This is a genomic window from Duganella levis, from assembly GCF_009857605.1.
Taxonomy (GTDB): domain Bacteria; phylum Pseudomonadota; class Gammaproteobacteria; order Burkholderiales; family Burkholderiaceae_D; genus Rugamonas; species Rugamonas levis.
In genome coordinates this window covers 54,764-65,417 of sequence record NZ_WWCT01000010.1, presented here as the reverse complement: position 1 = coordinate 65,417, position 10,654 = coordinate 54,764, and the positions used below count along the sequence as shown (strand labels likewise).

At 64.8% G+C, this 10,654-nt stretch carries 8 protein-coding genes; 2 read left to right on the top strand and 6 right to left on the bottom strand.

The genetic code is table 11. The features are described 5' to 3' along the window. The first annotated feature begins 13 nt into the window (after positions 1–13). Positions 14–907 carry a dihydrodipicolinate synthase family protein gene (locus GTP69_RS14010; RefSeq protein WP_161055457.1) on the top strand — a complete coding sequence of 298 codons (894 nt, stop codon included), beginning with the start codon at positions 14–16 and terminating at the stop codon, positions 905–907. A 10-nt stretch (positions 908–917) separates the two neighbouring features. On the opposite strand, the gene GTP69_RS14005 is transcribed toward GTP69_RS14010, so the two are convergent. Beyond that, the gene (locus GTP69_RS14005) at positions 918–1,556 is read right to left on the bottom strand and encodes a pyridoxamine 5'-phosphate oxidase family protein (RefSeq protein WP_161055456.1); all 639 of its coding nucleotides are present in this window, start codon (positions 1,554–1,556) and stop codon (positions 918–920) included. Between the two features lie 83 nt (positions 1,557–1,639). On the opposite strand from GTP69_RS14005, the gene pdxR reads away from it, so the two are divergent. Then, positions 1,640–3,172: a MocR-like pyridoxine biosynthesis transcription factor PdxR gene (gene pdxR / locus GTP69_RS14000; protein WP_161055455.1), complete on the top strand. Its 1,533-nt coding sequence runs from the start codon at positions 1,640–1,642 to the stop codon at positions 3,170–3,172. On the opposite strand, the gene GTP69_RS13995 is transcribed toward pdxR, so the two are convergent. The 5 genes from GTP69_RS13995 to GTP69_RS13975 all read right to left on the bottom strand — a co-directional run bounded on the left by GTP69_RS13995 (position 3,120) and on the right by GTP69_RS13975 (position 10,647). Then, positions 3,120–5,522, bottom strand: a complete 2,403-nt coding sequence (locus GTP69_RS13995) for a TonB-dependent receptor plug domain-containing protein (RefSeq protein ID WP_229260938.1) — start codon at positions 5,520–5,522, stop codon at positions 3,120–3,122. The genes pdxR and GTP69_RS13995 overlap by 53 nt on opposite strands. Before the next feature lie 297 nt (positions 5,523–5,819). Continuing rightward, on the bottom strand, positions 5,820–6,596 hold the full coding sequence (locus GTP69_RS13990; protein ID WP_161055453.1) for a spermine/spermidine synthase domain-containing protein: 777 nt from the start codon (positions 6,594–6,596) through the stop codon (positions 5,820–5,822). Positions 6,597–6,608: 12 nt separating this feature from the next. Next, entirely contained in the window at positions 6,609–7,994 is a 1,386-nt protein-coding gene (locus GTP69_RS13985; protein ID WP_371867931.1) for a sensor histidine kinase, read from the bottom strand. Beyond that, a complete protein-coding gene (locus GTP69_RS13980; RefSeq protein ID WP_161055452.1) occupies positions 7,991–9,361 on the bottom strand; it encodes a sigma-54-dependent transcriptional regulator in 1,371 nt (456 codons plus the stop codon). The genes GTP69_RS13985 and GTP69_RS13980 overlap by 4 nt, the downstream gene beginning before the upstream one ends. 50 nt (positions 9,362–9,411) lie before the next feature. After that, complete coding sequence (locus tag GTP69_RS13975; protein ID WP_161055451.1) at positions 9,412–10,647, bottom strand: ABC transporter permease; 1,236 nt, start codon at positions 10,645–10,647, stop codon at positions 9,412–9,414. Between the last annotated feature and the right edge of the window lie 7 nt (positions 10,648–10,654).

Below are 10,654 nucleotides of genomic sequence, written 5' to 3'. Positions count from 1 at the left end.
CGGAGTTGTCGCCATGTTTTCCGGACTCAGTGCATTCCCACTAACGCCCATGAACGAAGACGGTATCGATACCGTCGCCTACGCGGCTCTGGTCCGGCGCCTGGCTGATGCCGGCGTTGACTCCATCGGTGCGCTTGGCTCGTCGGGCAGCTACGCTTACCTCTCGCGCGAAGAACGTGCACAGACCGCGCGCATTGCGGTGGAAAACGCGGGCACCGTGCCCGTCATGATCGGCATCGGCGCGTTGCGCACGCGCGATGTTTTGCTGCTGGCGGAGGACGCACAAAAGGCCGGCGCCAGCGCGGTCCTGTTGGCGCCTGTCTCGTATAACAAGTTATCCGCCGAGGAGGTGTATAGCCACTTTGAAGCGGTGACCCGCAATCTGTCGATTCCCCTCTGCGTTTACGACAATCCTGGCACCACCAATTTCCAGTTCAGCGATGAACTTCATGGGCGCATCGCCCAACTGCCGAATGTCCGTTCGATCAAAATCCCCGGCATGCCTCTGGACCCGCAGGAGGCCAAGGCGCGTGTCGATCGTCTGCGCGCATTGATTCCCGCGCATGTGTCGATCGGCGTCAGTGGCGACTGGTTTGGCGCCATCGGCTTGAATGCCGGCTGCGAGGCCTGGTATTCGGCCTGGGGCGGTCTCTTCCCGCGCACCCTGCTGGAGATCACGCGCGCTGCGCAACGTGGCGACGAGCAGGAAGCCAGTCAACTGATGGAGCGCTTGCGTCCCTTGTGGGATCTGGTCGCGAGGCAGGGCGGTAGCCTGCGCGTAATGGCCGCCGCCGCCGAGTTGCTCGGGCTGGCGAAATCACCCTGCCTGCCGTTGCCGCTGAAAGCAATCCATGGCCCCGACCGCGCACATCTTGCAGAGCTGATCGAATCGCTGGAGCTGGCCTGAGGCCCTGACGTCAACCCTGCTGCCAACGCCGCACGTATTCCGGTGCCGGGAGTGTGCAGGCGGGATCGGTGATCGGCGCCTGCTGGGTGCGGGCGAAGGGCAGTACGCCGGCCCATGCTGGCCAGCTCAGGTCTTCCTCATCGTCGCCGGGCAGGCCGCTGCGGATCTTGCAGGCCGCTTCTGTCAGCGGGATGCGCATGACGGTGGTGGCGGCGTATTCCTTGTCCGAGCCGGGCCGGATTTCTGCCTGCCGGCCGGGCACCAGCTTTTCCATGAAGGCTTCCATCGCATTCCGCGCGTCGGCTGCGTCAACCACTTCAAAACGCCCATAGATCATGGCCGAGCGGTAGTTCATCGAATGGTTGAACGCCGACCGCGCCAGCACCAGGCCATCCAGATGCGTGATGGTCACGCAGCATTCGCTGTCCATCAGGCGCTTCAGCATGCGGCTCCCGTTGGAGCCGTGGATGTACAGATAGTCACCTTCGCGCCAGCAGGCTGTGGGAATGCAGTGCGCGCCTTTGGCGTCGCCGAAGGCGATGTGGCACAGGTAGGCGTCGTCAATGATGGCGTGCAGCGTGGCGGCGTCGTAGTGGCCGTTGGTGGCAATGCGGCGGATGCGGGTGCGGTCGGTCGGTGCTTCGTTCATGGTTCTCCTCGTAAGAATACCAATATAATGAAACGCTGGCTCCATCAGTAGAGCCATGAATAACTATTTTGATGGAGCCATGAATGGATCTTGCCCTGCTGATCAACGACTACACGGAACAGCATCGCGATCACGGCTGGCCGCGTCAGCGCATGCTGCACGAGTGTCTGCGGTCGGCGATCCGCAGCGGCACGCTGGCAGCAGGTGCGCGCCTGGCCGCTTCGCGCGCGCTGGCGGAGGAGTTGGGTGTGGCGCGCAATACGGTGCTGTATGCGTACGAGCAGCTGGCCAGCGAAGGCTTCGTGGTGACGGACCGGCGCGGCACGGTCGTGGCGGCGCTGGCGGCCGAACGCAAGCCGGCCAGACGCGCAGCGGCGGTGCAGCAAGCCGGCTTGTCGCAGCGCGTACGGAATCTGCGCGCGGTGCCGGGACCGGCGGACCGCATGGGCGCTTTCGTGCCCGGCTTGCCGGCGCTGGAGCAGTTCCCGATAGCGCTGTGGCGGCGCATGATGGAACGCGCGCTGCGCACGATAACGGTAGAGCAGCTTAACTACGGCGAGGCGGCCGGCGAACCGCAGCTGCGCGAGGCGATTGCAGACCATCTGCGCGCCTCACGCGGCGTGGTGTGCGAAGCGGCGCAGGTGTTCATCACGGACGGCACGCAGAGCAGCCTGGATATTTGCATGCATGCGCTGGCCGACGTGGGTGACACGATGTGGATCGAGAATCCCGGCTACGGCGGCGCGCTTGCTGCCGCGCGTGGCGCCGGCCTCGCGGTAGCCGGTATTGATGTCGATGACGATGGCATGTCGCCCACGGCGGAGGATTGGCTGCTGCGGCCACCGCGCCTGATCTACACCACGCCGTCGCACCAGTACCCGGTGGGCAGTGTACTGAGCTTGCGCCGGCGGCTGGCGTTGATCGAGGCCGCACGCGCGGCCGGCGCCTTGATCATCGAGGACGATTACGACAGCGAATTCCGGCATGATGGTGCGCCGCTGCACGCCATGCAGGGCTTGGCGGCGAACGCGCCGGTGGTCTATCTCGGCACCTTCAGCAAGACCATGTTCCCGTCGCTGCGCATCGGCTTTGTGGTGGTGCCGGCGTCGCTGGCCGATGCGTTTTTGGAGATGCGCGAACAGTCGTCGGCGCGCGGGCGCGTGGCCGAGCAGTTGGCGCTGGCCGAGTTCCTGCGCAGCGGACAGTTCGCGTTGCATCTGCGGCGCATGCGGCGGCTATACCGGCAGCGGCGCGATGCGCTGGTGGCGGCGCTGCGGCAGCATCTGGGATCGGTGGCGACGGTGCACGGCGGCTCGGCCGGCATGCATCTTTCATTGCGCTTCAATGACGCAGCAATCGATGACGAAGCCATTGTGGCGCAGGCGCTGGAGCGCGGCATTGCCGTCAATGCGCTGAGCGCGCATGACACACAGGGTGAATCGGGTTGGAAGGGATTGATGCTCGGCTATGCACAAGTGCCGGCCGAGCAGATGGAAGGATTGGTGAAGCAGTTGGCGGCGCTGGTGCACCTTGCGGCTTATGCCGCCAACTGCTCAAAGACGTTTAAAACGCCGTATCCGCCCGCACGTAGAACGAGCGGCCGTTCACGCCGATAGGGCAGGTTTCCCAGCAGCGGGTGAAGCCCAGTTTCGGGAAGTCGCCGCCGTTGGCCCACAGGTTAGGCAACTGGTTGAAGGCGTTGTTGACGCCCGCGCTGAGGAAGGTGCGTTTGCTGAAGCCATAACGCACCGTCGCATCCACCAGCCAGCGCGCATCCCATTTTTGCAGAGGGCTGAAGTTGGACGCTTCCACCGGACCATAGTAGTTGGCGCGGGTGTTCAGGTTCCATGGACCGGTCGTGTAGTCGGCGGCCACCACATGGTGTTTGCGCGGCTGGCCATGTTCGATCAGCGTGACCTGCGACTGGTCGAACAGCTTCTCGCCGCTCAGCACCGTGGACGTCGAATGGCGCTTGGTCACTTCGGTTTTGTTGAAGCCCAGTTGGCCCGACAGTACCAGCGTGGACGTATCGAACTTGGTGGTGTTCTCGGCCACCACGTCCAGGCCACGGGTGCGCGTGTCCACCGCGTTGGTGAAGAACTGCGCCTGGCCCACGCCCAGCGGCTTGAGGATGTTGGCAATCGGGCCGCCGCCGGCTTCCGGCGCGATCTCGCTGGAGAATACGATGCGGTCCTTGATCTTGATCTCGTACACATCGGCCGTCAGCGAGAAGTTCTTCACCGGACGCAGTACCACGCCCATGCTGCCGTTGGTGGAGGTTTCCTCTTTCAGCGGCTTGATGCCGAAGGCCTGGGTCACGGCGCTGCCCTGGCGCGCGGTCAGCGTTTCGGTCAGCACGCCGTTATTCAGGTTGGTGGAGACGGAGCTGTAGAACTCCTGCTGCACGCTCGGCGCGCGGAAGCCGGTGGACAGGCTGGCGCGGAAGCCGACTTCCTTGGTCGGGTCGAAGCGGCCACTCAGCTTGCCGGTGACGGTGCTGCCGAAGTCCGAGTATTTTTCATAGCGCACCGCGCCGCCCAGTGTCAGCGTGTCGACCGGTTTGGTCTCGGCGTCGAGGAACAGGGCGATGTTGTGGCGGCCCGAATCCACCGCCGTTCCCGGCGTGTAGCCAGGGAAGCCCTGGATGCCGGAAGCCGCGGTGGCGCCGCTTGGCGTGGTGATGGCGATGGCCGGATTGTTGGTGCGGCCGTACTGGTAGGAGACCGGATCGCCGGCGATGATCTGGTAGTTGTCCTGGCGGTACTCGAAGCCGGTGGCCAGCGAGACCACGGTGTCGCCCAGCTTGACCGGACCCTTGACGTCGGCGTTGAAGGTCAGCTGCGAGAATTTCAGTGTGCCGGTGTCGGCTTCGCGCGGCGAGTCGGCGTAGATGCCGCCGCCCGGTTTCGGCTCGTACCAATAGGAGACGTTCAAGCTGTTCGACTCGTGGAACGCCAGTTCGCTCTGGCCGTAGTTGATGCTGATGTCGGCCTTCCAGTCGCGCGGCAGGTCGCGGCGGTAGCCGAAGGCGAACGAGGCGTCCTTGATGTCGGTGCTGATCGCCGGCAGGAAGCCGTTTGGATACACGGCCGGCACGGTGCGGTCGTCGCCGGCGGAACGGAAGAAGCCATACGAATCGCTCTTGCGCTTGGAGACGCCGCCGAAGGCGTAGATCTCGCTCTCTTTGTCGATCGGCAGCGCGCCGTTCCACCAGAAGTAGCCATCCTTGGTGTTGCTGTCGCCGATGTGCTGCGTCACGCGCGGCGGATTGACGCGCAGCGAATCCGGGCCGGCACGGTTGGTTTCGCCGCGCTTGCGGCCTTCCAGCGTCAGGTTGATGTAGCCGCCGTTTTCGCCCAGTGCGAAGCCGCGGTTGGCGCTGGCCGAGTACAGGTCGCCGTCGCCTTCGGAGGTGGTGCCTAGCTGGCCGCTCAGCGAGGTCTCGCCGGTGTTGGACTTGAGGACGATGTTGATCACGCCTGCAATCGCGTCCGAGCCGTATTGGGCCGCCGCGCCATCGCGCAGCACTTCGATGTGGTGGATCGCGCCGAGCGGAATGGCGTTGATGTCGGTACCTGCCGAGCCGCGGCCAATGGTTTGCTGCACGTTGACCAGCGCCTGCTGGTGGCGGCGTTTGCCGTTGATCAGTACCAGCACCTGGTCCGGGCCCAGCGAACGCAGGGTGGCCGGGCGGATCGAGTCGGTGCCGTCGCTGATGAAGGTGCTGGAGAAGTTGAACGACGGGTCGAGCGTTTGCAGCAGCTTGCCCAGTTCCAGCGGGCCGGCGGTTTGCAGGTCTTTGAGGCCGATCAGGCCGACCGGCGAAGAGGTGTCCAGCGCCGTTTTGGCCACGGAGCGCGAGCCCAGTACCACCACGGTTTGTTCGTCAGCCTTGGCGCCGCTGTCGGTAGACGTTTGCGCGGTGGCGGTTTGTGCCGCCAGCAGCAGGATAGCGCTAGCAAGCATGGTGCGTTTGAATTGCGGAGCTCTTGTCATTGTTCTCTCTCGTGGTATTTTTGAAGACGGCCCGCGGGGGTAAGGCCGTTGGAAAAATACTAATGGGAGGAGTCGTGGAACGACAACGCGGCATGCACCACAATGTTGCGAATTATGCACATTTGCACATACTTCGTGCACTGTAACGTAATGTATCGTAAGCTGGCCGGCGACCCGGCACGTGTCTGCGCAATGCAGGTGCAAAAGTGTGGCGCGCGCGCATCGGTATGATGCGCTTGCATATCAATAGACGGAAAACGGCGCTGCCTATTGCTGGTCGCGCATCCACTCTTTCAGGCCGTTGACCCACGACTTGGCCGGCAGGTTGAGGGTTTTCTTGATCTCGCCGGCGCGCTCATACAGCACGCTGAAATCCAGCGACGGCGCGTTTTTGAAGGCGATGACGACGATGTTCGCATCGTGCACTTCCGGCAGCCACACCACGGCGTCGAACACCATTTCCATGGTTTGCAGGTTCTTGTCGTAGTTGGAGAAGTCGTCGCCGAAGACGTTGGTGGTCATGATGCCGCCGTCGCGCAGCACGTCTGCGCAGCCCTGGTAGAACTCCGGCGAATCCAGCACCGGGCCGCGCGCTTCTTCGTCGTACAGGTCCACTTGCAGGATGTCGACCGTGTTGCGGTTGGCCGGATCGAGCACGAAATCCATGGCGTTCATTTCACGCACGTCCAGCCGCTCGTCGTTGGATGGCAGGGCAAACTGCGCCTGGCACATGGCGATGACGTTGGGATTGAGTTCGACGGCGGTCACGCGCGCCTGCGGCAGGCGGCGGTAACAGAACTTGGTCAGCGCGGCGCTGCCCAGGCCCAGTTGCACGATGTGCTGCGGATGCTCGTTGAAGAGTAACCACATCATCATCATCTGGATGTATTCCAGTTCGATGTTATCGGGTTTGGCGATGCGCATCGCGCCCTGCACCCAGGAGGTGCCAAGGTGCAGGCTGCGCACGCCCTGGAATTCGGTGACGGTGGCGGGCGGGTGGCCTGGTTGATCGAAGCGGGGGGAGGGGGATGAAGACTTGGACATGCCGCTAGTTTATCAGGCCAGCGGCAAAATGATGGTCACAGTCAGGCCGCCGCCTTCGCGGTTGGTGAGGGTGATGCGGCCACCGTGGGCTTCGGCGATTTCGCGCGCCAGCGCCAGACCGAGGCCGGTGCCGCTGCGTTTGGTGGAGTAGAACGGCACCAGGGCATTGGTCAGTACCGCGTCGCTCATGCCGGGGCCGCGGTCCAGCACATCGATGCGCACGGCATCGTGCAAGCGGCGCACTTCCAGGCCCACTTCATCGGCCGGCGAGCCGGATTCGTGGGCGTTCTTCAGCAGGTTCAGTAAGGCTTGTTCCAGCTGGGCGGGATCGAAGGCGCAGGGTTCGGCCGGCGCTTCGCCTATCTGCTTGAAGATGACCTGCTCACCCAGTTGCGTCAGGAAGCCTTGCCAGTGCTGGGTTTCCAGCCGTGGCGTCGGCAGCTTGGCGAAGCGCGCGTAGCCGAGGATGAAGTTTTCCAGATGGCGCGTGCGTTCTTCGATGGTGCCCAGGATTTGCGGCAGGCGCTCGGTCTGGCCGCGCCGCACCAGTTCCGCGCCGGAGTGCGCCAGCGAGGTCAGTGGCGCCAGCGAGTTATTCAGTTCGTGGCTGATCACGCGGATGACTTTCTTCCACGTCTGGACTTCCTGGCGGCGCAGTTCCATCGTCAGTTGGCGCAGCAGCAGCAGTTCGTGTTTGCGGCCATTCAGTTTGAAGCTGCGGCGCGCCAGGTGGTAGACGTCTTCCTCGTCGATGTCGGTATTGGCGCCGGTGGCCTTGGTGGTGAACAGGCCGTCGCCGCCGCGTGCCAGGGCCTCCAGTAGTGCCGGTGAGGCGTGGGCCAGGATATCTTCGAGCTGATGGCCTTCCAGCCGGCGGCCCTGGTTCAGCAACTGGCGCGCGGCGATGTTGGCGTAGACGATAGGGCCGGCGTCGCTGACCAGCAGCATGGCGACCGGCGTGTTTTGCACCATGGTGTCCAGCAGCAGTTCGCGCTGGACCAGGTCGAGGCGTTGTTTGCGCAGCACTTCGCCGAGCGCGTTGTGGGCCGCTACCAGATCGCTCAGTTCATCGTTTTGCGGCCAGTGCAGGCTGAAGGAAAAGTCGCCGTCCTGGTAGCTGGTGACGGTGCCGGTCAGCGCGCGGAACAGCGACAGCATGCGCTCCAGTTCCGCGCGGATGGTGATGATGGAGATCGGCAGGACGCACAGCAGGCAGATCGCCAGCACCAGGCTGGAATTGTCGGGGAAGATGCGGGTGAGTTCGAGCGCGATCAGGATGCCGACGGTGAGCAGCGTGCCAACCAGGGCAGTCCAGCGCGTGAGCAGCGAGAGGCGCAGGCCGCGCCGTGGCGGCGGCTCGCCGGCGGCGCCATCGTTGCTGTCGCGATGCTCGGTCACGGCCGCACGATGCCCAGCCGTTCCATGCGGCGGTACAGCGCCTGACGCGACAGGCCCAGTTCAGCCGCCGCTTGCGCCACCACGCCGCCGGCGCGACTCAGCGCCAGGCTGATGGCGTCGCGGTCCGGCTCACGGCTGCCTTCATCGCTGCTGGCCGATGCTGCGCCAGTCGACATCGATGCAGACGCCGAAGCCGGCGGCAGGCCCAGGTCGGCCACCTTGATCACGTCGCCGCTGGCCAGCAGGCCGGCGCGCATCATGACGTTTTTCAGTTCGCGCACATTGCCCGGCCACGCATGCGCCAGCAGCGCCGCCTGCGCATCGGGATGCAGCTGCTTGCCGGCGCCGAGGAAGTGCATCGCCAACGGCAGGATGTCCAGCGGCCGCGCCGCCAGCGGCGGCAGCCGCAGTTCGATCACGTTGAGGCGATAGAACAGATCCTCGCGGAAGGTGCCGGCCTTGATCATGGCCTGCAGGTCGGCATTGGTGGCGCTGATGACGCGCACCTTGACCTGGCGTTCGCGGTTGGAGCCGAGACGCTCGAAGCGGCCGGTCTCCAATACCCGTAGCAGTTTCATTTGTCCGGCCAGCGGCAGGTTGCCGATTTCGTCGAGGAACAGCGTGCCGCCGTCGGCCGCTTCAAACTTGCCCTCGCGCGCTTTGGAGGCGCCGGTGTAGGCGCCGGCGTCGGCGCCGAACAGTTCCGCCTCAATCAGCTCGGACGGGATGGCGCCGCAGTTCAGCACCACGAACGGGCCGCCGCGCACGGCGGAATTGGCCTGGATGATTTCCGCGATGCGCTCCTTGCCGGTGCCATTGGGGCCGGAGATCAGCACCGGCACGTCGGCGCGCGCCACCTGGCAGGCCAGGTGGATCACGCGTTCGGTGGCCTGGTCCTGGAACACCATGCCGCGCAGGTCATGGCCGTGTTCCAGTTCGCGCCGCTGGCGCAGGTCGGCCTGCACGCGTTGCTGCAAGGCGCGCTTGGCCTGTCCCAGTTCGATCAGGTTGTTGACGGTGGCGATCAGCTTGTTGTCGTCCCACGGCTTGGCCAGATAGTCGGCGGCGCCGGCCTTGATCAGGTCCACCGCCGCATTCAGGTGGGTCCAGGCGGTCAGCAGGATCACCGGCAGGTCCGGATGGCGCGCGCGGATAGCACGGAACAGCGCCGTGCCTTCCTCGCCGGAGGTGGTGTCGGCGCTGAAGTTCATATCCTGCAAAACCAGGTCGACGCTGTGCTGCTCCAGCAGCGCCAGGCCGGCTTCAGGCGAGGCGGCGCGCAGCGCCTCGATGTCGTGCAGCGAGAACAGCACTTCCAGGGCCACCGAAACGGCGGCGTTATCGTCGATGATGAGTACAGTAGGCATGCCGCAAGCATAACATTGTCGCGGCATGCCTTGGGCTCCGGTTGCCGTCATTACGCGGTGCGGGTGGCGGTGGCCGGCGAGATGCTGGCGGCGCGCCATGCCGGGCCGTAGACGGCCAGCACGCCCAGCGCCAGGAACACGCCGGAACCAATCAGCAGGTAGCTGGCCGGCAGCCGTGCCATTTCCAGCTTGCTGACCAACAGCTGGTTCAGCCCCAATGCCAGCAGCACGCCGGCCACCACGCCGGCACTCGTAATCAGTACGTTCTCGGTGATGAAGTAGCGCAGGATATCGACCCGGCGCGCGCCGAGTGCACGGCGCACGCCGATCTGCTTGCGGCGCTGCGTGACCCACAGGCTGGCCATGCCGACGATGCCGCTGGCGGTGATCAGCAGCAGTAGCACGCTGACCGTCACCAGCATCCACGCCAGCGCCAGGTCGGCGCGGTAGCGCAGCTTGCGATATTCCGGCAGCGATTTGGTCCGGATGATAAGCGGCTCCGGCGAGGCGGCGCGCAGCGCGGCTTCGGTTTCCTTGATCACCCGATCCAGTTGGCCCGGCTCGGCGCGCACCGTGTAGCCGTAGCCGGCATCGCCCGTGGTGCGGGCCGGAATGATGAAGGATTGCTCGCCCTTGGCGCCGATTTGGGCGCTTGGCGTTTGCAGTTTTTCGACCACGCCGACAATGCGCAACGGATTGGCATCGCTGCCGGTCCCGTTCAGCATTTGTTTGCCGACAAAGCTGGTGGCGCCGGGCCACAGTTTTTCGCCCAGCACGCGGGTGATGATGGCCACCTTCGGGTATTCCTTGCTGGTGGTGCTGTCGATTTCCAGTAGTTCGCCAGGCAGGAAGTCGCGCCCCTCGGTCAGTTGCAGCCCCCAGGTTTTCACCAGCGATTCGGCGGACTGGTAGGTGGAGCCCAGCGCCACCGCAGTGACCTGCTTGTAGTCTGTCGCCAGGCCGGTGGTGTTGCCGGAACGGCTCAGCGGGATCTGGCTGACCTGGGCCACCGAGGTCACGCCGGCCACGGCGCGGATGGTGGCGATCTGGGCGTGCTGGTCGGCCAGGCTGGCTTCGTGCGGCAGCGCCTTGAGGCGGCGCACCTGCACGGCGAACACCTCGTCTTCGTTGGCGACGCCGCTGGCGCGGGCCGACATGGCCTGGCGGTCCTGCACGATGTAGATGGCGTTGGACAGGATGGCCAGGCTCAGGGCCACCTGCACCGCGACCAGTATCGGCCCGGTTTTATTGCGCAGCAGCGCGGACAGGATAGGACGGATTTCCATGAGTAGC

Coding starts and splice junctions, on each gene's coding strand:
- GTP69_RS14005 (WP_161055456.1), bottom strand. CDS start 1,556: ATGAACGAAGCACCGACCGACCGCACCCGCATCCGCCGCATTGCCACC.
- GTP69_RS14010 (WP_161055457.1), top strand. CDS start 14: ATGTTTTCCGGACTCAGTGCATTCCCACTAACGCCCATGAACGAAGAC.
- pdxR (WP_161055455.1), top strand. CDS start 1,640: ATGGATCTTGCCCTGCTGATCAACGACTACACGGAACAGCATCGCGAT.
- GTP69_RS13980 (WP_161055452.1), bottom strand. CDS start 9,361: ATGCCTACTGTACTCATCATCGACGATAACGCCGCCGTTTCGGTGGCC.
- GTP69_RS13990 (WP_161055453.1), bottom strand. CDS start 6,596: ATGTCCAAGTCTTCATCCCCCTCCCCCCGCTTCGATCAACCAGGCCAC.
- GTP69_RS13975 (WP_161055451.1), bottom strand. CDS start 10,647: ATGGAAATCCGTCCTATCCTGTCCGCGCTGCTGCGCAATAAAACCGGG.
- GTP69_RS13995 (WP_229260938.1), bottom strand. CDS start 5,522: ATGCTTGCTAGCGCTATCCTGCTGCTGGCGGCACAAACCGCCACCGCG.